We start from the raw sequence: 26,512 nt of genomic DNA on the forward strand, positions 1-26,512 counted from the left end.
TCTTTTTTATCATTTGCAGTCAACAATGAGATCGCTTTCTCTTGTGTTTTGATTGCTTGATCTTTGTCACCTAGACGATAAAGCAGGTTGGCAAAGGTATCCAAGAACATTGGTGTATCTTTTTCTTTCTCCAGCGATAATTTGCTCCATTCCGAAGCTGCTTTTAAACAAGCAGGATCATCACAGTTTTCAAAGATAGACCACGCCATATTGTTTAGTTCCATTGCAGTGATGGTCGAACCGTATTTGGCAATATACTTGTTAAAACTGTCTCTCAGTCCAGGATAGTTTTTGGTATAAGAGAAATAACGCGGTTGCATTTCCAAGCTCGCTTTTTCGGTATTGACCGTCGGATATTTCTGTGCCAGTTCTTTTTCGATAGCAGCAAAATCTACGGCTTCTTTAGCCTGGATTTTGGTGTTGACAGCTTCACCGATCAATAGTTTCGCTAAGAAATCATTTGCTTTAACCTTCTCACTGATGGCATCAAACTTGGCTGGGTTGTCTTTTATTAAGTTAAATGCTTTCGAATCCTTGATGCTCGCCGAAGAAAGCAATAATTCCACATTGTCTTTTGTAAAGATCTGGTCTGTTGATAACGAAGATAATACAACGCCCTCAGCCTTTGCCTGTGTTTCTTTATCATAAGCATCTTTTGCAGCCGCAGCCATAGCTTTTGCAATTGTTGTATTTTGTGGATCAGCATTGAATTTTGCCAATAGGGTTTCATATTGGCTGTTCGGATCCAGTGCTTTTTGGGCTTTGGCAATAAAGCCATCCGCATCTCCACCGCCTACAATGCGGTGTACAAGATTGCCTTTTGAATCAAAGATCAAGAAAGTAGGATAGGCTACTACCTTATAGTCTTTGGCAAAACGATCTGCTTCGGTGTACCAAGATTTTACTTCTTCATTGTCCTCTTTGGTCTTATCCATTTGGATTTTGGCATTGACAAATTTTGCATTGAAGAAATCACCGACCTTCGCCTGTGGGAAGATTGTGCTTGTCATGTACTTGCAGGGGCCGCACCAAGTGGTGAAACAATCAACAAAAATAAATTTGTTTTCCTTGGCTGCCTTTTCTTTGATTTGATTCCAATTGAGACCATGCTCAAATTTTACACCCTCGCTCTGAGCGAATAGTAATGTTGGAACCAAGAATAGCATTAAAATTAATTTTCTCATAATCCGTTGATATTTAGGTGTTAATTTACTGAAATAAAACCTTATCAAAAAAAATATTACGAGAAAAATTAATCAGGGAGTTTACTATCTTGAAAAAATCAATGGTGATTCCATTGAATGAAAGCCCGACCCACAAAATAGATGGCTTCATGGACTTTTATCGCCCAACTGCTGAACGACGATTTCCTGCATAAAGATATGCTTCAAAAGTTCAGATACGGGATCGCTGATTTAGTTAATTTTCCCAGGTTTTTATCCCTTTGGTCATTTTGTCCAATGTTTCCTGATAGATTGGTCGATCGTCGTCACTGGCCATCTCTATGGCTTTATTTTGCCACTTGATCGCCTTATCTTTTTCACCTTTTTTATAAAGTAAGTTGGCGTATGTATCTAAGAATGCAGAGCTGGGATCTTCTATGATAGATTTTTTGCTCCAGCTGATGGCTGCGTCGATACATTCGGGGTCACTGCTGTTATTAAAAATCGTCCAGGCAAAGGTGTTCAATTGATGTGCTGTGAAATCCTCTGATGATAGGTAATCATTGATGGTGTTTTTCATAGCCACATAATTCTTGACCTGAAGATAGTAGTGTGCTTTGATCTTTTTAAACATAGGAACGAAATCTATGTCCGGATATTTTGCTGACAGCTCACTCTGGTAACTATCCCAGTTGGGTTCATGCTTGGCATCTATTTTAATCAGGAAAAGCTCATTGACAACCACATTCGCGAGCGTACGATTGGCGATCCCCGGTGATTCCAGCAAAATATCTATTTTTTCCTTATTGTTGCGGATCAGGTTAAAGGCTTTCGAATTTGTAAATTTAGCTGCTGCTAAAAGAATATGTACGTTTTCCTTTTTAAAAAGTTCATCGGTCCCCAAGGAATTGGCTAAGGTATTTTCAGCTTTACGTGCAGTGCTTTCGTCATAAGCGATATTTGCCGCTTTTAACATCTGTTTGGCAGTGTAGATGTCCTGAGGTCTTTTTTCAAACTTTTTTAGCAGGGTATAATACTGTGTCTCGGGATAGAGCCCATCCGACACATGGTTGACAAATTCAGGTGCATCGCTTGCGCCAACAATCCGGTGTACAGCTTCTCCGTTCGGATTGAAAATCAAAAAAGTTGGAAAAGATTGGATATTGTACTCATTAGAAATAGCACGGGCATCAGCATACCAACTTTTGACAGCAGCATTGTCCGCTTCGGTGGAGTCCATTTGGACTCTGATGCTAATGAAATTTTGATTGATGGGCTGGCCAACCTGTTCCAGGGGGAACACTTCATTACTCATATACTGGCAGGGGCCACACCATGTCGCAAAAAGTTCAACGAAGATAAACTTGTTTTCTGCCTTCGCTCTTTCTTTGACCTGTTTCCAACTTAATCCTTCTACAAATTTCACCCCTTTGGTCTGGCAATGTGCTAAATTCCCAAATAAAATTGCAAGGCATAATGCGATTATACTTCTCATATCTCACTGAACAACTAGATTTATAATTAGGTTTAAGTTATCAAATTAATCTGAAAACAAAAACACCTCTGAAATATTAATTTCAGAGGTGTTTTAAACGATGGGTAAATCGCTTATTTGATATTTATCTTCGATTTCAAATCTTTTGTCAGACCATCTTTATGTAACAGCAAAGAAGTTGTTTTATAACGCACAAATTCTTTTGTAGCGTATAAATATCCTTTGTAGTCGTTGGATGTTCCCCAAGAGTTTTTGACAATATAATACTCTTTACCATTTTGATCTTTTACAAGACCGACGATGTGCATACCATGATCGTCTGTTGTTTGCCAATTGTCGAAAGCTTTTTGTCTCTCTTCAGGTGTGATCTTCATTTCTGGTTTAGGACCAACGAACATGCTTGATTTTTCTTGATCGCTCATTTGTTCGAATGGTTTTTCTGGAACATAAGCAACACCGTTTTTCCAGGAGAATCCTTTTTCTGAAACGTCAGTTGCCCAAGCGACAGTATAACCTTTTTGCAGCGCGTTGTCAATGATATCTGTTAAATCATTCATCTGAACATTGTAGAAACGATCAAATGACCAGTTATCTGGGATTAAGAGAACGAATTGGCTATAATAAGGGTGGTCAGTAACTGAAGCAATCCCAACATAATCATCCGGATTGATACCAACTACCTGATCAGCAAAAGTACGTGGTGTATAGGATTTGCCATTGTAATCAAATTTTTCAGGAACTTCCCCTAAGTAAGAGTCCATTGCTGCGGTGTAGGCTTTTTCCCAGTTTGGAGTCAATGCTTTTCCTTTAACAATTGAGCCTAACATCGCGTCAAGCATTGATGTCATTTCACCAAAGTTGTTCAGCGTGGTACCATAGTGAAGGCCTGTATAGGCTGACTGTGGCATTGTGCCATATTTGCGGAATGAATTCAATACATCATGAAATTGACCACCTTCACCCAATGATAATCCACCGTGAAGACGTACATAAGTACGTGCTTTATCTAAGTACGTATTACGTGCTGTATATATCTGAGAAATCTCAACAGGTTTTTTACCCATACGGATCATTTCGGATTCTAGAAAAGAGTTTCCTGAATAAGACCAACATGTACCCGAAGAACCTTGATTCTTGATCGAAGTATTACCTAAATTGATAACTTCTGTAAATGTAAATCCAGATTTGCTATTGTCATTTTGATTTGCTTTTAGGGCATTGATCAAATTGTCCTGTGCTTGTACTTGGAATGAAGCTGCAAAAAGAGAGGCAGCTAGTACAATCGATTTATTCCAATTCATTTGTTAGTATTTTGTTAATTTAAAGTGGTGCTAAATTAAATAAATAAAATTTAGTAAGGCAAATTCCTCTGTAAAATAATTGTTCTTAAAAATGAGGTATAATTTAGGCCCTTTTGTCACATAAAGGAGGAGTAAAAACTAGGCTAAAATATTGAAAAGCAAAGGGTCGTAATTTTTACGACCCTTTGCTTTTATTTTTATTCGGCAATCTCTTTATGCTTTGGAAAGAGTAGCGAAGCGATAATACTTAAGGCAAGTATACCGATGATCACAATCAGCGAATGCGTCGTTGTAAAGCCAACCTCTGCCAACCAGTGATGCAATAACATCTTCAGACCAATGAAGACCAATAGAAAAGCTAACCCGACTTTTAAATATTGGAACTTATGGATAATATTGACCAATAGGAAGAACATGGAGCGCAATCCAAGGATGGCGAAAATATTAGAGAAGAATACCACATAAGGATCTTTGGTCACTGAGAAAATTGCGGGAATAGAATCCACTGCGAAAATTAGATCGGTAAATTCAATCACTAACAAAACCAAAAATAGGGGTGTCATGTATTTTACACCATTCTCGATATGGAAAAAGTGACCGCCATCTAATTTTGGCGTTACCTTGAAATATTTGGACGCAAATTTGACAACCGGATGGTTTTGAGGATCGACCTCTTCCTCCTGGTTCCGATTGATAAACATCTTGATACCTGTGAACACCAAGAAAGCACCAAAAACATATAGGATCCAGCCAAATTTAGCGATTAAGGTTGCACCAAGGAAGATAAACAGAAACCGCATAACGATAGCCCCCAGAATCCCCCATACCAAAACTTTATGGTAGTATTTTTCGGGAATCCCAAATGATGTGAAGAGCAGTACCATCACGAAAATATTATCGACAGAGAGTGCGTACTCAACAACATATCCCGTTAAATATTCCAAGCCTAGGTTTTTATTGTAGATTTCTAAACTTGCCGCTAGATCACCGGGAATAATTTTAATATCGTGGTGATGCTTGGTGATGACTTCTTGCAGATGGTTTAGATCATGAATATTATGCAATTCAAATCCATACTGACGGAGCAACCAATAGAAGCCTAATGAGAATAATACCCATACAGCGCTCATAATTGCGGCAGTCTTTAAGCTAACTGGTTTATCGCCCTTGGAAAATAGTCCAAGGTCAATGGCTAGCATCAGTGCAATGAAGATCAGGAAACCTCCAAAAAACATTAATTCGTGACTCATTATTTTTTTCTTTCTGTTGTATATTTTACCAATTGAAGTAATCCTTCTTTGTATTCGCTATTTGGAAACTCTTCCAGGATGCGAAATGCATCTTGTTGATATTCCAGCATTTTGTTTGTTGCATAGGCTAGTCCACCGCTGTTGCGTACAAAATCGATCACTTCAGCAACCTTTTTCGGGTCTTCATTATGGTTTCGAACCAGATTGATGATTCGCCGCTTTTCGCTGGAGCTTGTCTGATTTAACGCATGGATCAACGGCAATGTCATTTTCTTCTCTTTGATATCATTCCCCAGGGGCTTACCCACGTCATCCAAACCAAAATCAAATAAATCATCCTTTATCTGAAAAGCAATACCAATTTTCTCTCCAAATTGGTGCAGTTTCTCTACCGTCTCTTGATCCGCATTGGATGACGCCGATCCACAGGCGCAACAGGAAGCAATTAACGATGCTGTTTTTTTTCGGATGACCTCAAAGTATATGGATTCTTCAATATCCAGTTTACGCGCTTTTTCGATCTGGAGTAATTCCCCTTCACTCATCTGGTCAACCGCTTCCGAAACAATTTTTAACAGATGGTAGTCCTGATGTTTGACAGAGAGTAGCAAACCCCTTGACAGTAAAAAGTCACCAACCAGTACTGCAATCTTATTTTTCCAGAGTGCATTGATTGAAAAGAAGCCTCTACGTTCGTAAGAGTTATCCACGACATCATCGTGAACAAGCGAAGCTGTATGCAGTAATTCAACCAAAGCAGCGCCGCGATAGGTAGATTCATTAATCCCATTGCAGATGCCCGCTGAAAAAAATACAAACATTGGCCGCATTTGTTTGCCTTTACGTTTGATCAGATATTGCGTGATACGATCCAACAAGGGAACGGAGCTTTTCATCGATGCTTTGAATTTCTTTTCAAAAGCTTCAAGTTCGTGGATAATAGGGCGTTGGATCTCTGTTAATTTTGACATGAATTGGAATGAAACACCAAAAAGTTAAAGCTTAAAGATAGTAATTTTGTTACAACTCATCGACTGCTTGCTCAAGATTTTTGTACCATTCTTCTCCATAAGTACGGATCAGGGGATCCTTTAGAAATTTATACACAGGCACCTGTAGTTCTTTACCAAAACTGCAAGCGTCTTTGCAGATATGCCAACGGTCATAATGAAGGACATCAAATTCCGGATAATGCGTTGTACGGATAGGATATAGGTGACAGGAAACAGGTTTCCGCCAGTGGATTTCACCCAGTTCATATGCCTTTTCGATTGCACATTTTGTAATGCCGTTTTCCCAAGTCACATAGGCGCATTCTTTGTGTCCGTCAACGCAGGTCGTGGTTAAATCTCCATCTACGTCAATGACGTATTTCCCTTGTTCTTCGATGGCCTCAATGCCTTTCTCCGTCATATAGGGCTTTACCTTAGGGTATATTTCCTCCAGAATTGCCTTTTCACTTTCTAACAAAGGTGCTCCCGAGTCTCCCTCGATACAGCATATTCCCTTACATTTTGATAGGTTGCACACGAAATCATTGTTAATCAGATCTTCATGCACCAACACATTTCCTACTTCAATCATTCTAATTATTTTGAGTAGCTTGCTTTTTGCCCCAATTTATATTTTAGTCCACTCGCTTCCAGAAGTTCTAAGGTAACAGAGCCAATTAAAATATCGACATTGGCCTTCACTGGAATACGGTTACCATCATTGGTTACCCAGAGATAAAGCTTGCTATTTTTTTTAAAGATACGTCCCGGTTTAATTTCGGGACTGAATTTAAGGCATTCCAATGTGCCCAATTCTGTTTTTATTTTTTCTATTCCAATGTACTGTATGCCCAAGGTGGCTATTTCATCATTCAGAAAGTAAGTCAGTTTAAAGGATTCACCCGGCTTGACCGAAGTTAAGTCCAGATTGCGGGCAAAATAATAGGACGATAGCAAATCAAAGGTCTGATCTACCTTGGATGTAAATGTTCCTTTATTACCGACCACAGTATGTGTATCCTGATTGAAACGTACTTTGTCATTCCGTCTGTAACCTCCCTCACGAATGTTTTCTGTATAATAGTAAGGCAAAAACGTCTTGCTATTTATATACGAGTTGTATTCGTTTCTTACGGTATAGATGGCAAAAGCTCCTGCTGTTTTACCCGCGGCATACAGATGAAAGGAGGGATTCCCAAATCCGTCTTTCGTATCACCAACAGTCAACGTTCCCGTTGCAGCTGAAATAATTCCATAGCGGAGTTTATACTTTAATTTCTCTCCACCTTTAAATGCAGATTCTTTTAAATGGGGTAAATCCTGAGCGAAAACTGTACTTACAAAAACTGATAAGTAAAGGAGCAATGTCGATATAAGTTTCATGTACGTAAGTTTACGAAAATTGTTTGAAAAAGAGATGTTAATTTCATCAGAATAAATTGTCTCTTTAAGGTGATGAAACCCACATGAGCCCGCTGCTCATACTTGTTTGTCAGCTGCTTTTGGCGCTTGAGGACTTCTTTTAAAAACTGGAACCGTTGAACAGGGTTCGCCATACATAATACTTTTCGCTACTTTGCTGAGTTTCACCGTGAATTGGACAAATGTCGATTCAGGGATATAAGTATCTCCACAGCCCTTAACAACTACCCTTTGATCCCGAAACTGTTCCATGTCAATTTGATCAATAGCGGCGGCATACTGTATACGTAGCAGTTCATCTAAATCGCCAAAGACAATGGTCGAAGCATATGGCTCTAACTTATTTGCCAGTAGCATATAAGCCCATGTTGGGACAATAGCATCTGCGCTACAGGTTATGGCGATATGCTTATTTGTATATTGTGACCAATCGTGTGTTTTGATGAACTCGCGGAAATCTTTTTCCCTTAACATCAGACCATGGAACAAATTATCCTTGATATCATATAGGACGTTGTCGGTCTTTGGATGATAATCTGCCAGATCAACTGTCACTAATCCACTTTGTGCAACTTTATTGACAATATTTGTTTGAATTTCCATAACTATTCTATCAAAAAAAAGCCGGACGATAATTCGTCCGGCTACAAATTTACTTAAAAATCTTCTAAAAGAATTTCACTCTATTGTCAATGATTTCAGCTTTGTCTTGTAATGCACGGAAAATAGATCCCCAAGCACGTTGCGCTTTCGCTGCAAGCATTTGTTTCTTTTGTCCGTTGATATCAGAGATTGCTGATGGGTTTGTAAACCCATTTACCTGTACGACATATACACCTGTGTTTCCTTCAATTGCTTTAGAAGGTTTGTTTGGTTGAAGTCCAAAGACTGTACCTACTACAGCGTTTTCTAAGGCTACACCCGGAATAACAGGATTGGCAAATACCACATTCTCTACGTGAATAGCCGATTTACCTACTTTTTGAGCTACTTGGTCAATTGAAGAAGCTCCAGCTAAAGCTTTGCCAAATTTTTCTTTTAGGACTTTAGCTTTAACCATGTTTTTAACTGCAGGCTCGATGTCTTTTTTCACAGCGTCCAACGAAAGTACCCCTTTTGGTTGTACATTCACTAAACTCGCCAGGATATAAGAAGTTTCAGTTTCAAATACCTTATCTGAGATATCACCTTTTTTAGCTTCGAAAGCCCATTTTATCAAATCGCGAGGTGCTTCAGTACCATCAAGTACATTGTCCATTGCAGTAACACGTGATGCAGTTTTGGCTTCTAAACCAAGTTTTTTAGCCTCTTGTGCGAAGTTTTGAGCAGTTGCAGCAGATAAGAAAGCTGTTGCCTTGCTGTGTGCATTATTTAAAGTCTCTTTACCACTATTGATTACTTTATCGATGATAGCGACCTTAGCGTATTTTGCTGTACCGATTTGTTTCTCAATTTTAATAATGTGCACACCAAACTGAGATTTTACAACTTTAATGTCTCCGGCTTTACCTTCAAATACTGCTTTTTCAAATTCTGGTACCATGCGACCTCTTGTAAAAGTACCAAGCTCACCACCATTTGCTTTACTTCCAGGGTCACTACTGAACTGAATAGCCAAAGCTGCAAAGTTATCTCCTTTTTGGATCAGCCCTTTGATTGAATCAGCTTTTGCCAAAGCTTTGTCAACACCACCTTCAGCAGTAGCATCCAATAGGATATGCGAAGCCTTTACAGAATCGGGACCTACGACAGTTGAAACCACTTTTGCAATTTCGTAAGCACCATTGCTTAGGAATGGACCTACTGTAGTGCCTGCAGCGACATTGAAAACTACTGAATCCAAAGAAGGACTCAATTGGCCTTTTTTCACATAGGTGAAAGGATACTTGTTGTCCGAATTGATAGATGCAAATAACGAATCATCCTTTGCAACAATAAGGTCTTGTTTTAACTTGTCAATCGCTTCTTTTACAGCCAATGAATCCTTTGCAAGAGGTTTTGCATCTACCGTAACGTATTGAATCGCACGTGTTTCCTCTTGTGTTTTGAACATGCTTTTATGTTCATTATAGTATTCTTGGAAATCGGCGTCAGTCACTTTAGCCTCAGCATCTTTTACAGAAGCGTAGTCTAAAAGAATGTATTTGAAGTTCGCCAATTTATTACGTTCTTGGTATTCTTCGTTTGCTTCCAATGAAGTTACGTATACACTGTTCGAAAGCAACTCGCCATACTTGCTGCTTAGACGTTCATCTTTCACACCCTCAAGTAAAGCTTCCCACTGATCAGCCATGGCTTGGTTGCCAGCTGTGTTGATTTGGCTTATAAATGTTGACAACTGACCACGGTTAAATTGTCCAGTTTGTGGGTCGGTAAATGCCTGAACGATCTGAGCTGAAGGATTTGGCCCTTGTACTAGATCATTTAATTCCTTACTACCTACTGTCAAACCGATTTTTTCAATCTCTTTTCTCAAGATTTCTCTGGATAAGAATTGATTCCAAACCTGTTGTACGGCGTATGTTCTCATTTGAGGAGTAACAGCGCCACCCATTTGTTGCTTGAACATTTCTTCTGCTTGTTCCACCTGTTGGTTGAACGCAGGATATTCAATTTCAGTTCCGTTGACTTCCCCTACACGATTTTGATGTCTAGCCCAAAAAGGAGCCCCTCCTCGAACGACATCGCCTAGTAAAAATGCTAAAATTGCGATAGCCATGGCTGCGGTCAAGATGACACCAGCTTTGTTACGCAAAAAGCCCATTAATCCCATAGTCTGCTTATTGTGTTTATATTGTGTAAATACTTGTATTTCGTTAATTTATGCATAGCATAGCAAAATGCGGTGCAAGATACAATTTTTATAAAAAAAAACGGAATATTTTCCTGAATGTAATAAAACAAATTTGAAAAGTATTTGTATTGCGCTATTTTTTATTGAAGAGGGTCTTGATCAGGTGACTGTAATATCCTTTAAGAAATCTGTGACAGAGTTGCTTACGGGATCTACTTGCAGGTACATATCTTTAGGCTAGTAAATAACATGATAGTAGGGAGGCCAATGAAAGTATGATCTCTCTATCTACCTATGGATGGAAACAGACTGTTATCCTTGATTATAACAACACCAGTTGCATTCTGTATATTGGCATGTTGCAGGTCTTTGTCGGATGTAAAAGATGATCCCTGTAGGTTTCCCCTTTGATCTTTAAAGAATGCCTGGACAGGAACATTATTGTAAAAAGTTTTATTGGGATCTTTAGCTCCTTCATCATAAACGATTTCTTCCGTTTTCATAATGGACCCATCGGCCATGGTGACAATGACGTTTTTGGTAAAGACTGTTATTTTCTCTTTTTCTTTCCTGATTGCATAGTCAGAGGTAATACGTTGTGTTTCCTTTAGCTTTTCATCATAGAAGATGATTTTTATGCTTTTTGGAAACTCATAGACTTCTGTACTATCGTGTTTGATCCGCATTTCGGGTGCGGTTAGGTTCGCTTTAACCCGGGTTGAATCACTATAGATAACATCGACATGGCGTGAAATGTCCACAGCCTCTTCTTTCTTTAAGTTGGCGATCCGGTCGACTTCCTTTAGATCTGGCTCGCAGGAAGTCAATAAGAGCGCCCCTAGCAAAAATTGAATTACCAGGGGCGATATATTTTGTGATATGAATAGTTCAGATACTTTGCGTACCATTATCTTAGTCAAATTGATTTCTTCTAAACCAACGGTCATTTAGCGTAAAGCCAATATTGAAGTTGATATAACGTTCACGTAACAGGCCATTGGCTACTTTACCCATTTGGCCAAATTCTGCTGAAAAATTGATCTTCGAGAAAGCACTTGAATATTGTGTTCTGGCTAATGGTAAGCCCACACCCACTGTTACGGCCATATCATTGATATCTTGACCGGCTAGGAAATACTGGGTTTTGTTGTATCTGAATCCAAGGCGATAATCTACGTGGTTCAGATAGTTGAGCGAAGATCTATCAGGTGTCAACTGACCACCAACTGATACACCATAATTTTTGCGCAACTCGCCTTCACCATTTCTGACCTGAAATCTTGACCAGTCTGCATATTTGAAGTCTGCCCCAACCAACCATTTGCCATTTCGTGCAAGGGTAACACCTATATTATGTTTTAATGGAAGTGTCAAATGCCTGCTGATGCGCTCAGACATATAGGTTGTATCGATTGGAATATTTTGATTGTCTGGATCTGATGATGGTTGAGTCCTTGTGTCGAATATCGTTGTTCGCTCTTTTATATCGTTGTTTAGCGATCCCGAATAACCAAAGGTCAAGGCATATTCTTTGCCGATAGGCTGTTCGTATTGTAAGCCGTAATCAAAAATAATACCTTGGATTTCACGTTTATTTTGACGTTGCGGATTTAAAGCTCCAGAGGATGAAGGAAATTCAACACGGCTATAGTCATTTAATGTACCAAATAGGTAAGACATATTTGCACCGATACTCAATCCTTTATAAACACGTACCCCCCAACCTGCATAAGCTTTTGTGAGGCCTCCTTCACCTGTAAAAACCTTGTTAAATGTTTGCGAATTAATGCTTTCCTGTGAATTGGTACGATAGCCCACATCCGAAAACGGCAGTAGCCCCAAACTGATGCCACCAAACTTTTGCATTGGAAAAGTCATGGTAATATGGCTAAATGCAAAATCAGCAGTATTTGCAGATCTGGTTGTTGATTTTAATTGCGTGTAGTTGCCATACAGCCCTGCGTCAAATACACTAAGTCGCGCAGCGGAGTAAGATGCTGGATTGCTCGGGTTGGTATTGTAATAGATGCCATCTAATGTACGGATTGCCGTACTGATACCACCCATCGCTCTATACTGAGGTAATAAATCTTCACGTATCTGACCTATCCCCAATTGAGAATAAGGTGAAGCGGATGTCGTTTTTTGGGCAAATGCGGTAGTAGAACTAGCTAAAATTCCACCTGCTAACAACAGTTGGAGTGATTTATTTCTTAGAGAGCTTATAAAGCGTTTCTGCATGGTCAATCTATAAAATTGAGAAACTAATGTTTATTTAGTTTTTGTGAAATCTTTGAGTTTTTTGACTCGTGTAATTAAATGTTCTTTGCTTTTATTCGCATACAAAACTATTCAATTTTTGTGAGCTTGTTAAGCCGATTTTGTTAAAAAAGGTTAAACACTTGTTGTACAAATGTTTAGAAAAATTGAAAGTAGATTATGGTTAATGCGATGATTGCATACACGACCTCAAAAAACCATTTCTTTTTGGCGTAGGTGAAGTAGTAGGCCATATAAATCGCAACCGGGGGAGCACAGAGTAAAAAGTGGGCCTCAGTTAATTTCTTATTCCAATAAAAGGAGGCTACAGCCAAGCATAACATGAAAAATAACAACTGAAAGGATTTTCGGATATGCACAATGCTCTTGAAAAAATTATCTTTGAGGATCAACAAGAAGAGGATCAGTGTAAAGAGTACAGGAACCAATACCAGGTAATCAAATAATTGAATACGGATAGCCGTTGGGAATTTGTAGGTGAATGGCAACCATATGGTGTAAAACAAATCCATTTTTCCTACCCATAAATAGATTACCCCTAATATAAAATAGATTGTAGCCAGTCCCAATAGTGGTGTGATCCATTCACGCCAATTGAATGGTCTAAAAATAAGTAGGGCGATCCACAGCAGGAAGAACATGCTCAAGAAAGGAAAGTAGATCAGACTTCCTATGCCGACAATCATCCCCAGATCGAACATTTCCGCCTTTACGTCTGTCTGACGATAGAGAGAAAGCAATTTGCTCAACATCCAGATCGAAATAAAGTTACAGATAAGGGTGGGAGACAGAACTAGAAAGGGTAAAAATAAACTGGCCAGTGTCATATACATCAATGCGACCAAAAAACTAGGTTTTCCAAGCAGATTGAAATGGCTCGTGATCCGATTCAGTATCGTTGCCTGAAAAATGGTCAGGATCAGTGTGATAAAGACGTTGGTTGCTGGGGAGAGGTTGATTAAATTGTTTTCTCCGAGTAGATTTCCTAGTGCAGGTTCAAAAATTACAGAATCAAGTTTATCCGGTACGTGTAAGAATATGCCAAGGCATAATACAAAACCCACAAGGGATAAAAATAGGATATTTATTGGTGTGTAATTTCTGAACTGACTGATAATCATGGCGCGCGATAAATATTTGACTATTTATTCTTTTTCTCCAACTTCGTTATACGACGGTCAAGCAAGAAAAGAAAGAAGGCAAGACCTAGAAAAATGACCAACATCACGAGAACAACCACATAGATTTTGCCCTCACTACGTAAGCCCGTTGCCATATCAACGTCATCCTGTGCAAATGTGCTTAAAGTTGATAGGATTAATAATGCAATTGACAATGTTATTTTTTTCATGCTATTTATTTGTCTTTTAATGGCTGATTAGGACCTGCGTAAATAAAAAGCATTGTTTGCCAATATTATCTACGCTTTGGTTTTATCAGACTTCTATTTTTTATCGATGTTGTCGCCGCATGAAATCCAGTATTAATTTATGCTGGAGAACTTTTTGGCGATTGCTATTTTAACCCCTTTTTTATTGAGCCTAAGCTCGTTGTTGACTGTGAATATCCTCAAAGACATGAAAAATACCCTGCCTCTTATTCTTATTGATGATTACGATTAGCTTTCCTGTTCTTTTCTTTCCAATAAACGTACTCTATAGCGGAGTGAACAGATCCAGAAAGCGATCATTGGCCATCCGATCATTGCGGCATAAAATGTTGGACGAAGCTCGTTGCTCATTTGTAGCTGGCCAAAAGTAGCATTACCACCACTTCCGGGGTGAAGCGAATCTGTCATTTTTGGCAGAATATAGAGTAATACAATAATGATCGGAAAAGCAAAGATATTGTAGACGGCAGATATTTTCGCCCTTTTTTGCTCTTCTTCGAGCGCATTGCGGAGTACGAGGTAGGCCAGATACATTAAAGTCGCTATTGCTGAACCATTTAATTTGGGGTCATTTGGCCAAGGTTCACCCCAGGTAATATTTGCCCACAACATTCCTGTTGCCAAACCAAAAAAACAAAAAGTAATACCTGTATTAACAGCTTCAATAGCCATTAGGTCATATTCTTGTTTTCCTGTATTGAGGTATTTGATGCTATAAATGACTGAAATCAGGTACATCACGATCATCGCAGACCACATCGGCACATGGAAATAAACGTTTCGGATACTTTCGTGAAGGATAAATAGGCGGGGAACAGGGCCCAGAAGGCCATTGATAATGACTGCACAGATAATCAGGACAGCTAATATTTTCCACCATTTTTTTCTCATGGTAAATTGAATTTAATTTGTTTTCAATTCTAAAATTTAATCTCGCCAAAGGTACGGAAATAACAATAAAGAAATAGTGATCGTGATTACATTAATTGCGAGTAATACAATTATTTCTTTTGTACTTGCCGCCCTTTCCAGGCCTTCTATGGCATTGCGGGAGAGCTTGATCAATACGATCAGTAAGGGGATGATAGCCGGAAAACTCAAAATAGCCATGAGCGTACTGTTGTTTCCAGCTTTGGAACTTATGCCAGAAATCATGGTAAATACACTGGCAAAACTGATACTACCGAGAATGACTGAAATGAAATATAGCGTGGGATCCCCCAGTGGATTTTTGAATATGATTGAATAAACGAAATACGCGATTGTCGCCAAGATGGTCATCAATAACATATTGTAAATAACTTTGGCGAGAATAATCGCCCTTGGGTCAACTAGTGAATAGTAATAGAGCTGTCGGTTGGGATTTTCTTGAACAAAACTCTTGTTGATTGCATTGATTGAAGCGAATAACATAATAATCCAAAACAATGCATTCCAAACTGTTGTATCTACTGATTTGAATGCTTGATAACAAACAAATACAGTAGATACGACATATAGTAGGATTCCGTTGATGGCGTATTTTGATCGCCATTCCAGAATAATGTCTTTAAGAATCAAAGTTTTTACCTGTTGCAGTAAAGTCATATTCCGCAAAGATACAAATGTATTTTAACCACAGGAGGTGGTTAAACCATCAATTCTTAAAAAAATGTTTTTTTTACTTATGCATTAGAAATTTTTGATTTAGCAGCATCGGTTGTGTTGTCGATTTTACTTGCTAAATTCTGAGCTGCATTGTTTGCGTGGTCCAAAGCCTCTCTACCGGCTTCTTTTGCTTTGTTTTTCAATGCATCGGCATCATCTGAAGCTTTACTGAAAGCAGCTTGAGCTTTTGATTTTAAGTTGTCCAACTCAGCAGAAGCTCTATTTGCTAACTTTTGTGCTTTTCTAGCTTCTTTTTTTGAAAGATCCTTCAATGATTTAGTTAAGCTTTTGATGCCATCATTTGCACGATCTAATTGTTTTTTTCCGTCATCGGTTCCTAAAAGATACCATGCAGCAGCTCCCGCAGCCAATCCTACCAAAGCAAATGCCACTAATCCATTTTTATTTTTCATAATTCTTCTATTTTATTGTGTATTCAAATGATAATCAAGTATGATACCAAATGAACAATCTCTGGGACAATTTGTTTAAAAAGAATCAATAATTAACAAAATTTTACATATCTACCTTTTGCTGTTTGGATTGCAAGGTGTACAGGTGTCTATAGAGGCCAGTTTCTTTCTGTAGTAATTCGAAATGAGTTCCACTCTCCGAAACAACCCCATTTTCGACCACAATGATTTTGTCCGCATCGACGATTGTAGAAAGCCGGTGTGCAATAATAACGGACGTACGGCCACGCATTAATTCCTCTAAGGCATCTTGAACCTGACGTTCAGATTCTGAATCTAAAGAGGATGTTGCTTCATCTAAGATCAGAATAGCAGGGTCTTTGAGTAGCGCACGGGCGATAGCAATGCGTTGACGTTGTCCGCCAGAAAGTTTTACCCCGCGTTCGCCGACGATGGTATCATAACCTTCAGGAAAACCTAATATAAATTGATGTGCATTGGCACGTTGGGCGGCCTCAGTTATTTCAGTTTCGGTGGCATCTAATTTACCATAAGCGATATTCTCGCGTATAGTTCCGCCAAATAATAAAACGTCCTGTGGTACAATGGCCACTTGGTTCCGTATATCACAGAGGTCAAAGTCTGAGGCGGGCTTGCCATCATAAAGTACCTCACCTTTATTGTTTGTATAAAATTGTAGTATTAAAGATGCGATGGTTGATTTACCGGTCCCACTAGGGCCGACTATGGCAATTTTATCGCCTGCATTAGCCGTAAAGTTAATGTCTTTGAGGATTTCAATATCCGGTCTGCTAGGGTAGGCAAATGCTACGTGATTGAAGCTGAGGTCTCCACTGATCTTTTTACGAATATCTTTGCAGCTCGGTTCAACCTTGATATCTTCCTGCGGCTCATCCAGAATTTCCAGGATCCTTTCACTCGCTCCCAGCGAGCGTTGGATGTTCGAGTATAATTCTGGCAAACTACCCATTGACCCAGCGACAAACATAGAATACAAGATATAAGTCGTTAAATCTCCAACAGATATCTCGTGGATAGATACCAATGCCGCGCCATACCAGATGACGGCTATAACAGCTCCGAAAATACAGAATATGATAAAGGAGGCAAAGGCCCCGCGGAAGGTTGCTCCCTTGACGGCTAATTTGACAACTGAGTCCATCTGATTACTGTAGCGGTTGAATTCAAAGTATTCATTCACGAAAGCTTTTACATTGCTGATTCCTAATAATGTTTCTTGAACAATACTATTTGATTCTGCCATCTTATCCTGAGCCTGTCTGGATAATTCACGAATGAATTTCCCAAAGACAATGGCTGCAACCACAATAACGGGTAATATGCATAGATTCATCAAAGCCAATTTGGGTGATACCCAGACCAACAGAAATACACCAAAACAAAGACTGATCAATTGTCTTAAAATTTCAGCCAATGTGGTCGTCAGGGTGTCTTGGATCTGAGATAGATCTGCGGATAACCTGCTGTTTAATTCTCCAACGCGGCGGTTGGCGAAAAATTCGATTGGCAAAGAGATGAGTTTATGATAGGTGTCTTTACGTATTTTTGCCAAAGCACGTTCTCCGATCTCCACAAAGATACGGATACGAAAAAATGAAACAATGGAGGTGAACGATAGGATAACAAAAGCGACCCCGCCGATGTAATAAACTTCCGGAGTTAACCAAGTGTAGGTTTGTTTACCTTGAGCAGCATCAATCATAGCGCCCAATAGTGCAGGGAAAGTCAGCATAGAAAGACTGGATAATGCCAGAAATAACATGCCCATTCCAAACTTAACCCGATAAGGCCTTAAATAGGTCATTATTTTCGAAGCCCGTAATAGGAGCTCCTTATTTAACTTTGGTTTTGGTAGATCTTCTTCTTGTTTATTACCACTATTGAAACCTCTTGCCATAATCCGCTACTTCAATGTTTTGTTGCGAGGACAAATGTAAAGAGATTAAAAATATTTTGCTATCATACTTTGGTCAATTTTTTAGCTTTTTACCTATTTTAATCAATTAAAGTTATATTTTGACCTGTTTTCTTGGTACATGTCACCGATTGATCGGAGAGATCCAACGAACTAATCTGAATTTTTGCCGATGCCTGTCGATTTTTGTGTATGACTACGGTACAATAACACTGCGAGGATAATAATGACAAGCAAAGCGATGTAAAACCATAAATTACCAGCTAGACCCTTTCCTTCGGTTTTGTCCAACTCGGTCCGGAGTCGCTCATTCTCGTTTTGAAGCTTATTGATCGTGCCCATATAAGCGGAGATCTGTTTGTCATATTCAGTCGCCATCTGTCGAAATTTGTCCTTTTCGAAATCTTTTATTTTGAGCAGCTGCTGTGTCTCCAAAAAAATGTTATTGTCCGTGATCACGACATCCTTCAGGATATCGATACTTTTTTGCATATCGCCTTTGGATTTGAATAGGCCAAAAAGGCCTGTTTTCTGGGTAAGGCTCGTGTCATAGGCGCCAAACTTCTGTTGCCGTGCATCGAGTAGGCTGTTGACACGTTTGCGTTGTACCTCAAAAGCACTGGAATCTGCATTTTCCTGTGCATTTAGAAGCCCAAGACTAAACAATAACAGAAAAGATAGTAGTGTGTATTTTAAAGATTTCATACTTGAATTTGAACAATCAATCTGAAATTAACGTTACTGAAATCGCATCTATTTGTCAAAAGGCAAAGTGGGGCTGACAGATCCGCAAAATTCAGTGTTAAACTGCCAAAACCCCGTTGGGTAGTTTAGGGACAGATTGAAGTGAATAAACTATTTCTAGGAATGAATTTATGAAATTAATCTTTAAATTCGATACGAATGACATTAGAATCGTCATCGTGAAGCCCCAAGAGTTGGCTCGCATTGCCTTTGTTGATGGCAATTTCTAAGTAATTACTGATACCAAAAAGACACAATTTTTCACCCTCACCGACTTCGTTGTAATGCCAAGAAAGATTGGTGATTGTTTCATTGCGTTTGAAATACAAGATAAAATTCCGTCCCTTTTGGACTTTATTGAACAGATCTTTGGAAATATTGGTAATGGCATTGCCAAAAGCGTCCACATAAATAACATTGCCACGGATCATGTCTTTGTCAAAGATCGGTTGTAAAGTGACTTTTTCGATCAGTTGGTGCATGGGAGTGCCGACATCTTTCAGTTTGCCTCCTTTTGCAATATGACAGGCAGATTTCGAAAGAATATCTGCAAGGGGAAAATGGAGGTATCTCAGGTCCTGCATCAAATTGAGCTCGTACAATTCCTGCGGTTCATTTCCATTCAACAGTAAGCTGAAAATTCCATTGTCTGCACCAACAAAATAATGATCCCTGTATTTCATGCCGATATATTTGGATTCTTCATGAAAGAGGGTATTGATGCCGATGATATGTACGGTTCCTTTTGGGAAATAATGATACGCATTGCCAAGTACAAAGGCTGCGCGCGGAATATTAAATGCTGGGATCTCGTGGGTGATATCGACAATATTAACATCAGACAACTGCGTTAAAAGGCTCCCTTTTAGCGCAGCTTGATAAAAATCTTTATGTCCTAGATCTGTCGTTAACGTAATTACTGCCATTATAATCTATAAGTAGACCGAATTGCTGTCAAATTCCCTTTTTGAATGAATAGAAATAGATCTCCTGTCGTTTGCATATTCTGTTCCTGAAAATCTATTCAAATAGAGGACAAAATTACTATTTATCAGCTGATTTGTAAAGTTAATTGAAGAACTTATTTTGAATATAACTTTTTTCAATTGATATACACAAACATAGCTTTTATTTCTACTGTAAAGAATTGGTCTGTGTACCTTGAAGATCCACTTTTAAAAGCGAAACTTATGTATGAAACGTTAAAAAAATAATTTGGTTTTCTTTTTGCAAAAATCTCAGCTAGATGGCCTTTTTTCTCATTAGAATACGTTAATTTTGAATGGTATTACGTACAGGAGCTATTGCGTAATGGCTACAATCTAATTATTTCTAAAATAGGATAAAATTTGAACGAATTACTAATTGCATTAGATGGTCTGAATTTACCCATATTATGGGGAGCAGACAATGAGCACTTTGATTATTTGAAGAAACAATTCCCAAAATTGCGGATTGTAGCTCGTGGAAGTGAAATGAAAGTGCTGGGAGATGCGAAGGAATTGGAACTATTTGAGCAATCGTTTAAGGAAGTTATGGCTCATCTAGAGAAATTCAACAACATTACCCTATTGGATTTTGAAAATCTCCTAGGGGCGAGCGCAGGCTCAGCCGCACAGCAGGAAAAGGAAATTGCGGCCAAGAATGCGGCATTTGGTTCCGAACCCATTGTTTATGGACCTAATGGTGTGATTGTTCGGGCCCGTACGGCCAACCAACGACGGATGGTTGATAGTATTTCCAAAAATGATATCTTATTTGCCATTGGCCCAGCAGGAACAGGAAAAACATATACAGCTGTAGCACTGGCAGTCAGAGCGCTTCGCAATAAGGAAATCAAACGGATCATCTTGACTAGGCCGGCTGTAGAAGCTGGAGAAAACTTGGGTTTTTTACCTGGGGATCTGAAAGAAAAGGTTGATCCTTATTTGAGACCACTATATGATGCGCTTGACGATATGATCCCAGCAGAAAAACTAAAAGGATATTTAGAAAACCGTACCATCGAGGTTGCGCCATTGGCATTTATGCGGGGGCGTACGCTTGATAACTGCTTCGTTATTTTGGATGAAGCCCAAAATGCAACGGATATGCAGTTGAAGATGTTTTTGACTCGTATGGGACCTACCGCAAAATTTATTGTTACAGGTGATATGACGCAGGTCGATCTTCCCAAAAAGAATCAATCCGGACTTTCGACATCAATCCGTTTGCTGGAAAATATTGAAGGTATCGATATTATTCACCTGAGTGGCGGCGATGTGGTTCGTCATAAATTGGTGCGACGTATTTTGGAAGCATACGGCGATATTTAATCAATAACTACTGACATAAGAATTTTACTTTGAACATGAACGCTATAAAAGAAACAAATTTCAATTTCGAAAACCAGACAGCTTTTTACAGAGGAAAGGTACGTGATGTGTATACGATTGCCGATACTTACTTGGCGATGGTAGCTTCTGACCGTATTTCGGCATTTGACGTGGTACTTCCTCGGCCTATCCCTTACAAAGGGCAGGTGTTAAATCAGATTGCAGCTAAATTTTTAAAGGCTACAGCTGATATTATCCCCAATTGGGTTGTATCTGTACCAGATCCTAGTGTAACTATCGGTCAGATGTGTGAGCCGTTTAAAGTAGAAATGGTAATCCGTGGCTATTTATCTGGGCATGCTTGGCGCGAATATGCCGCTGGTAAACGTGAAGTCTGTGGCGAGTCTCTTCCTGAGGGACTGAAAGAGAATGATAAATTGCCAGAGCCAATTATCACTCCAACGACCAAAGCAGCCGTAGGTCACGATGAAGACATTTCTCGAACAGATATTTTGAAAAAAGGTATTGTAAGCGAAGAGGATTATGTGCAATTGGAGAAATATACCAAAGCATTGTTTCAACGCGGAACTGAAATCGCAGCACAAAGAGGATTGATCCTAGTGGATACCAAATATGAATTTGGTAAAAAAGATGGCAAAATCGTCTTGATTGATGAGATCCATACACCGGATTCTTCCCGTTACTTCTATGCAGATGGATATCAGGAACGTCAGGAAAAAGGTGAGGCACAAAAACAACTATCAAAAGAGTTTGTTCGGAAGTGGTTGATCGATAATGGTTTTCAAGGTAAGGATGGGCAAGTGGTTCCGGAGATGACAGATGAAATTATTGCTTCAATTTCCGAACGCTATATTGAACTATACGAACATATTGTTGGAGAAAAATTTGTCTATCCTGATCAGGAAAATGTACTGGAACGTGTAGAAAGAAATGTGGCAAAAGCCCTAAAAGAGCTAAATTATTAGTACATTGTATCCTCAAACTAATGAAATAGACTTATGAAGTACACTATTGATAAGCACGATCGTTATATTGTGATAGAGCCTCATGTCGAAGTGATAGATGCTGATAATGCAGCTAAACTGAAGGGGGAGTTTTTGTTGCGCAATACGATTGGTCAACGCAATATTGTTTTGGATATGATTCATGTCCAAAAGACGGATGAAGTGGGTATTCGTTTGGGGATACTGGCACACCGTTTATGTCAATCTGTTGGTGGCGTATTTATTTTGGTCAATCTTTGTCCTAAATTAATGGATATGGTTCGCGTGTCGCACTTGGATAAATCGATAAAGATTGCGCCATCACTTAAGGTTGCTGAAGATTTAATCTTTGCGCACGAATTGGAATCTGAATACCGGGGGACAATTGAAGATTAATATGAAGTTTGAAGTTCTGATATTAGGAAATAGTTCCGCGACACCGATGTTTGATCGCCATCCGACTAGCCAAGTGTTGAACTTTAATGAGCAATTGTTTTTAATAGACTGTGGTGAGGGTACGCAGATGCAGCTCAGCCGATATGGAATTAAAAGCAATCGCTTAGGACATATTTTTATTAGCCACTTACATGGAGATCACTACTTAGGTTTGGTGGGGTTGCTCTCTTCGATGCACCTGGTCGGACGTAAAAGTGATCTTCATCTATATGGCCCGGCTGCCTTAAAAGAGATTTTGGATATACAATTTCTACATTCTGAGACAGTCTTACGTTATAATCTTATTTTTCATCCGATTTCACCCGACGAGCCCGGTGTTATTTTTGAAAATCGAACGATGAAAGTAAGCACATTCCCTTTAACACATCGTATTGCCTGTACAGGTTTTCGCTTCGATGAAGGACCGCGAGCCCGCACCTTACTCGGTGATGTGGTTCAGGCACTCAATATTCCCACAGTCTATTATCCTGCCATAAAGAAAGGAATGGATTATGTAGACGAAAATGGGAATGTTTATCCGGCCGACCAATTGAGCTTACCTGCGCCTAAATCCAGAAGTTACGTATATTGTTCGGATACGGTACGTACAGCTGACTATCTGCCTTATGTTCAGCATGCTGATCTTATGTATCATGAATCTACGTTCTTGCATGATATGGTAGACAGAGCGAAGGAAACTTTCCATACAACAGCATTGGAGGCTGGGGAGATCGCAAAAGAAACTCATGCAAAGAAATTATTGCTGGGACATTACTCCGCCCGTTATCGGGATTTGAACCCTTTATTGGAAGAGGCACGAACGGCATTCCCAGATACCGAACTTTCTATCGAAGGAAAATGGTTTTCAGTTTAGTTTTTTGTGCGTTTTATACCACATTTCTACGATCAAATGCTTTTTAAATTGCTTATTATATTGCTTTTGATAAACAATTTATCTAAGTTTACGGCTCTAATTTTTTTATAATGGATAATCCATTCAACTTAAACAACCTACTACGGGAAAATATCAAGAAGCTCGTACCTTATTCGTCCGCTAGAGATGAATTTAAAGGGGAGGCATCCATATTGATTGATGCCAATGAAAATCCTTTTGGATCCCCACTAAACCATGATTACAACCGATACCCAGACCCACTCCAACATCAAGTCAAAGCAAAACTTTCAAACATAAAAGGTGTACCCGCAGAAAATATTTTTTTGGGTAATGGAAGCGATGAGGCTATAGATATTTTATATCGTGCATTTTGTACACCCGGTGTGGACAATGTGATTTTAGTTCCACCTACCTATGGTATGTATGAGGTGTCTGCAAATATCAACGATGTCGCCTTCAAGAAAGTAAACCTAACAGCAGACTATCAATTGGATTTGGATGGTATCGCTAATGCGATAGATGCGCATACCAAATTGATTTTTATCTGTTCACCAAATAATCCAACGGGAAATTCTATCCGTCGTCAGGATATAGAAACGGTATTGAATAATTTTCAGGGACTTGTTGTTGTCGATGAAGCTTATATCAATTTTTCCGCTGTGAAGTCATTTACACAGGAACTGGCTGAATATCCTAACCTGGTGGTATTGCAGACCTTATCTAAAGCATGGGGACTTGCGGCGCTGCGGTTGGGCATGGCATTTGCAAGTAAAGAAATTATAGCAGTTTATAATAAAATTAAACCTCCTTATAACATTAATCAAGCAACACAGGATATCGTGTTGGAGGCCTTGAATAATGTAGATCAAGTCAATGACTGGATCAAAGAGACTGTTTCGGAGCGTGAAAAACTGGTACGCGAGCTCCTCGAACTGGATTATGTACAGTATATCACTCCTTCTGATGCCAATTTTATCTTGGTCAAGATGGAACAGCCGAGAGAAGTTTACGATTATCTGGTTCAATATGGGATCATCGTCAGAGATCGTTCTAAAGTAGAACTTTGTGAAGGCTGCTTGCGAATTACTGTTGGGACACCTGCTGAGAACCGGACATTATTAGAAAAACTTAATCAAATCAATAAATAATACTATGCCTGATAACTTAAAACGTGTACTGTTTATAGACCGTGACGGAACATTAATTTTGGAACCAGAAGATGAGCAAATTGATTCTTTTGCAAAATTAAAATTCTTCCCGGGTGCTTTACAGTACCTGCCACGTATCGCGAAGGAACTGGATTTTGAATTGATCTTGGTTTCCAACCAAGATGGTCTAGGGACATCTTCCCATCCGGAAGAAAACTTCTGGCCTGTCCATCATTTTGTGATTGATACGTTTGCAGCAGAGGGTGTAGTATTTGCCAAAGAACATATTGACAAGACTTTCCCACACGAAAATGCGGATACACGTAAACCCGGTATAGGCATGCTCGGTGAATATTTTGACGCTTCAAAATATGATTTAAGTCAGTCGTTTGTTATTGGTGACCGCGTAAATGATGTTAAGCTTGCTCAAAATCTTGGGGCGAAAGCTATCTGGTTGCGGGCGAATGATCAATTGGGCGCATTGGAGAATGTGGACATTGACCCTACAGTCGTAGCTTTAGAAACAATGGACTGGAAAACAGTTTATGAATTTCTGAAATTGGGAACACGTACTGCCGAACATCATCGTAAAACGAATGAAACGGATATTTTTATTCAATTGAACTTGGATGGCTCTGGTAAATCGGAAATCGAAACAGGATTGCCCTTCTTTGACCATATGTTGGATCAAATAGCCCGACATGGTGCATTGGACTTAACGATCAAAGCTAAAGGCGATCTTCATATCGATGAGCACCATACCATCGAAGATACAGGGATTGCTTTGGGCGAAGTGTTTTTGAAGGTATTGGGAGACAAGCGTGGTATTGAACGCTACTCGTACACCTTACCAATGGATGATTGCCTGGCACAGGTTGCGCTGGATTTTGGTGGACGCAATTGGATTGTTTGGGATGCTGAATTTAAACGTGAGAAAATAGGTGATATGCCGACGGAGATGTTCTTCCATTTCTTTAAATCATTTTCTGATGCCTCCAAATCAAATCTAAATATCAAAGCCGAGGGGGATAACGAGCACCATAAGATCGAGGCAATTTTTAAGGCTTTTGCTAAATCTATTAAGAAAGCAGTACGACGAGATGCAGATCATATGCAACTGCCAAGTACAAAAGGTGTTTTGTAGTTTTGTTTAATTAATAAAGAGAATCCATGGGATAAATGAGTAAAGATTAACGATGACCGAATGATGCGTAAGCTTGTGAGGCCAAAGTCTCAATACTCAAATCTCAATACTCAAATCTCAAAAATGATAGGAATTATTAACTATGGCGCTGGGAATATCTTTTCCCTGACTGCTGCACTCGATCGGGTGGGGGTGACCTATGGTATGATCAATACTGCGGATGAGATCGATCTTTACGATCGTATTATTATTCCAGGAGTAGGACATGCGGGAGCAGCTATGCATAAATTGCGTGAGTCGGGATTAGTACCCTATATTAAAGAACTGCGTAAACCTGTTTTGGGTATCTGTGTTGGCATGCAGCTTTTGACTGAATATTCAGAAGAAGGGGATGCCGATATGTTGGAGCTATTTCCTTTGAAAACGTTACATTTTGATGCCGGAGTAGCGGGCAAAGTGCCTCATATGGGCTGGAATAGCGTTTCGGTACAAGCAAATAATCCTTTATTTGCGAATATTGAAGATCAGACTTATTTTTATTTTGTGCATTCGTATTATATTGAATATGATACGACGTTTACAGCCGCAAAATGTGACTATGGATCACCATTTTCAGCTGCCATTTCCAGAGATAATTTCTTTGGTGTACAATTTCACCCGGAGAAGTCCGGAAAAGCAGGTGAGCAGTTGCTGCTCAATTTTTCAACTATTCAAATAGACTAA

At 39.3% G+C, this 26,512-nt stretch carries 26 protein-coding genes; 7 read left to right on the top strand and 19 right to left on the bottom strand.

Annotated elements, in window-relative coordinates; all coding sequences use genetic code 11:
* From ABFX33_RS09195 to ABFX33_RS09285, 19 genes are all read right to left on the bottom strand, one after another.
* The coding region (locus ABFX33_RS09195; RefSeq protein ID WP_346085650.1) for a thioredoxin family protein at positions 1-1,184 on the bottom strand (1,184 nt) is incomplete at its 3' end.
* 235 nt (positions 1,185-1,419) lie between these two features.
* Positions 1,420-2,658 (bottom strand): thioredoxin family protein, encoded by a 1,239-nt coding sequence (locus tag ABFX33_RS09200; protein WP_346085652.1) that lies wholly within the window; start codon positions 2,656-2,658, stop codon positions 1,420-1,422.
* Between the two features lie 113 nt (positions 2,659-2,771).
* Positions 2,772-3,959: a C1 family peptidase gene (locus ABFX33_RS09205; RefSeq protein ID WP_346085654.1), complete on the bottom strand. Its 1,188-nt coding sequence runs from the start codon at positions 3,957-3,959 to the stop codon at positions 2,772-2,774.
* A gap of 197 nt (positions 3,960-4,156) precedes the next feature.
* Positions 4,157-5,209, bottom strand: a complete 1,053-nt coding sequence (locus ABFX33_RS09210; protein ID WP_346085656.1) for a TerC family protein — start codon at positions 5,207-5,209, stop codon at positions 4,157-4,159.
* Complete coding sequence (locus tag ABFX33_RS09215) at positions 5,209-6,180, bottom strand: polyprenyl synthetase family protein (protein ID WP_346085658.1); 972 nt, start codon at positions 6,178-6,180, stop codon at positions 5,209-5,211. The genes ABFX33_RS09210 and ABFX33_RS09215 overlap by 1 nt, the downstream gene beginning before the upstream one ends.
* 49 nt (positions 6,181-6,229) lie before the next feature.
* Positions 6,230-6,793 (bottom strand): DUF3109 family protein, encoded by a 564-nt coding sequence (locus ABFX33_RS09220; protein ID WP_120261404.1) that lies wholly within the window; start codon positions 6,791-6,793, stop codon positions 6,230-6,232.
* A gap of 5 nt (positions 6,794-6,798) precedes the next feature.
* The gene (locus ABFX33_RS09225) at positions 6,799-7,584 is read right to left on the bottom strand and encodes a DUF3108 domain-containing protein (RefSeq protein WP_223583759.1); all 786 of its coding nucleotides are present in this window, start codon (positions 7,582-7,584) and stop codon (positions 6,799-6,801) included.
* Between the two features lie 96 nt (positions 7,585-7,680).
* Entirely contained in the window at positions 7,681-8,226 is a 546-nt protein-coding gene (locus tag ABFX33_RS09230) for a DUF2480 family protein (RefSeq protein ID WP_167457340.1), read from the bottom strand.
* 64 nt (positions 8,227-8,290) lie between these two features.
* The gene (locus ABFX33_RS09235; protein ID WP_346085660.1) at positions 8,291-10,396 is read right to left on the bottom strand and encodes a peptidylprolyl isomerase; all 2,106 of its coding nucleotides are present in this window, start codon (positions 10,394-10,396) and stop codon (positions 8,291-8,293) included.
* Between the two features lie 305 nt (positions 10,397-10,701).
* Positions 10,702-11,325, bottom strand: coding sequence for an LPS export ABC transporter periplasmic protein LptC (gene lptC, locus ABFX33_RS09240; protein WP_346085662.1), 624 nt, complete (start codon positions 11,323-11,325; stop codon positions 10,702-10,704).
* 4 nt (positions 11,326-11,329) lie between these two features.
* Positions 11,330-12,658 (bottom strand): BamG family beta-barrel-assembly machinery protein, encoded by a 1,329-nt coding sequence (gene bamG, locus ABFX33_RS09245; RefSeq protein ID WP_346085664.1) that lies wholly within the window; start codon positions 12,656-12,658, stop codon positions 11,330-11,332.
* Positions 12,659-12,834: 176 nt separating this feature from the next.
* Entirely contained in the window at positions 12,835-13,818 is a 984-nt protein-coding gene (locus ABFX33_RS09250; protein ID WP_346085665.1) for a DUF6427 family protein, read from the bottom strand.
* Between the two features lie 20 nt (positions 13,819-13,838).
* On the bottom strand, positions 13,839-14,048 hold the full coding sequence (locus ABFX33_RS09255; RefSeq protein WP_077437990.1) for a CcmD family protein: 210 nt from the start codon (positions 14,046-14,048) through the stop codon (positions 13,839-13,841).
* Positions 14,049-14,315: 267 nt separating this feature from the next.
* A complete protein-coding gene (gene ccsA, locus ABFX33_RS09260; RefSeq protein WP_120261411.1) occupies positions 14,316-14,978 on the bottom strand; it encodes a cytochrome c biogenesis protein in 663 nt (220 codons plus the stop codon).
* Between the two features lie 36 nt (positions 14,979-15,014).
* On the bottom strand, positions 15,015-15,674 hold the full coding sequence (locus tag ABFX33_RS09265) for a heme exporter protein CcmB (protein WP_120261412.1): 660 nt from the start codon (positions 15,672-15,674) through the stop codon (positions 15,015-15,017).
* 77 nt (positions 15,675-15,751) lie between these two features.
* Entirely contained in the window at positions 15,752-16,147 is a 396-nt protein-coding gene (locus ABFX33_RS09270; RefSeq protein ID WP_120261413.1) for a hypothetical protein, read from the bottom strand.
* Positions 16,148-16,250: 103 nt separating this feature from the next.
* Positions 16,251-18,086, bottom strand: a complete 1,836-nt coding sequence (locus ABFX33_RS09275; protein ID WP_346085668.1) for an ABC transporter ATP-binding protein — start codon at positions 18,084-18,086, stop codon at positions 16,251-16,253.
* 171 nt (positions 18,087-18,257) lie between these two features.
* Positions 18,258-18,809, bottom strand: coding sequence for a hypothetical protein (locus ABFX33_RS09280; RefSeq protein ID WP_346085670.1), 552 nt, complete (start codon positions 18,807-18,809; stop codon positions 18,258-18,260).
* A 176-nt stretch (positions 18,810-18,985) separates the two neighbouring features.
* Positions 18,986-19,774 (bottom strand): SAM hydrolase/SAM-dependent halogenase family protein, encoded by a 789-nt coding sequence (locus ABFX33_RS09285; RefSeq protein WP_120261416.1) that lies wholly within the window; start codon positions 19,772-19,774, stop codon positions 18,986-18,988.
* A gap of 423 nt (positions 19,775-20,197) precedes the next feature.
* On the opposite strand from ABFX33_RS09285, the gene ABFX33_RS09290 reads away from it, so the two are divergent.
* The 7 genes from ABFX33_RS09290 to hisH all read left to right on the top strand — a co-directional run bounded on the left by ABFX33_RS09290 (position 20,198) and on the right by hisH (position 26,512).
* The gene (locus ABFX33_RS09290) at positions 20,198-21,163 is read left to right on the top strand and encodes a PhoH family protein (protein WP_257094348.1); all 966 of its coding nucleotides are present in this window, start codon (positions 20,198-20,200) and stop codon (positions 21,161-21,163) included.
* Between the two features lie 35 nt (positions 21,164-21,198).
* Positions 21,199-22,149 (top strand): phosphoribosylaminoimidazolesuccinocarboxamide synthase, encoded by a 951-nt coding sequence (locus ABFX33_RS09295; RefSeq protein WP_346085673.1) that lies wholly within the window; start codon positions 21,199-21,201, stop codon positions 22,147-22,149.
* Between the two features lie 33 nt (positions 22,150-22,182).
* Positions 22,183-22,563 carry an STAS domain-containing protein gene (locus ABFX33_RS09300; RefSeq protein ID WP_104385068.1) on the top strand — a complete coding sequence of 127 codons (381 nt, stop codon included), beginning with the start codon at positions 22,183-22,185 and terminating at the stop codon, positions 22,561-22,563.
* Position 22,564: 1 nt separating this feature from the next.
* Positions 22,565-23,476: a ribonuclease Z gene (locus ABFX33_RS09305; RefSeq protein WP_257096967.1), complete on the top strand. Its 912-nt coding sequence runs from the start codon at positions 22,565-22,567 to the stop codon at positions 23,474-23,476.
* Positions 23,477-23,586: 110 nt separating this feature from the next.
* A complete protein-coding gene (hisC, locus tag ABFX33_RS09310; RefSeq protein ID WP_120261420.1) occupies positions 23,587-24,645 on the top strand; it encodes a histidinol-phosphate transaminase in 1,059 nt (352 codons plus the stop codon).
* A gap of 4 nt (positions 24,646-24,649) precedes the next feature.
* Entirely contained in the window at positions 24,650-25,789 is a 1,140-nt protein-coding gene (hisB, locus tag ABFX33_RS09315) for a bifunctional histidinol-phosphatase/imidazoleglycerol-phosphate dehydratase HisB (RefSeq protein WP_259186237.1), read from the top strand.
* A gap of 123 nt (positions 25,790-25,912) precedes the next feature.
* Positions 25,913-26,512 (top strand): imidazole glycerol phosphate synthase subunit HisH, encoded by a 600-nt coding sequence (gene hisH / locus ABFX33_RS09320; RefSeq protein ID WP_346085675.1) that lies wholly within the window; start codon positions 25,913-25,915, stop codon positions 26,510-26,512.

It is taken from the genome of Sphingobacterium ginsenosidimutans (assembly GCF_039536865.1).
Taxonomy (GTDB): domain Bacteria; phylum Bacteroidota; class Bacteroidia; order Sphingobacteriales; family Sphingobacteriaceae; genus Sphingobacterium; species Sphingobacterium detergens.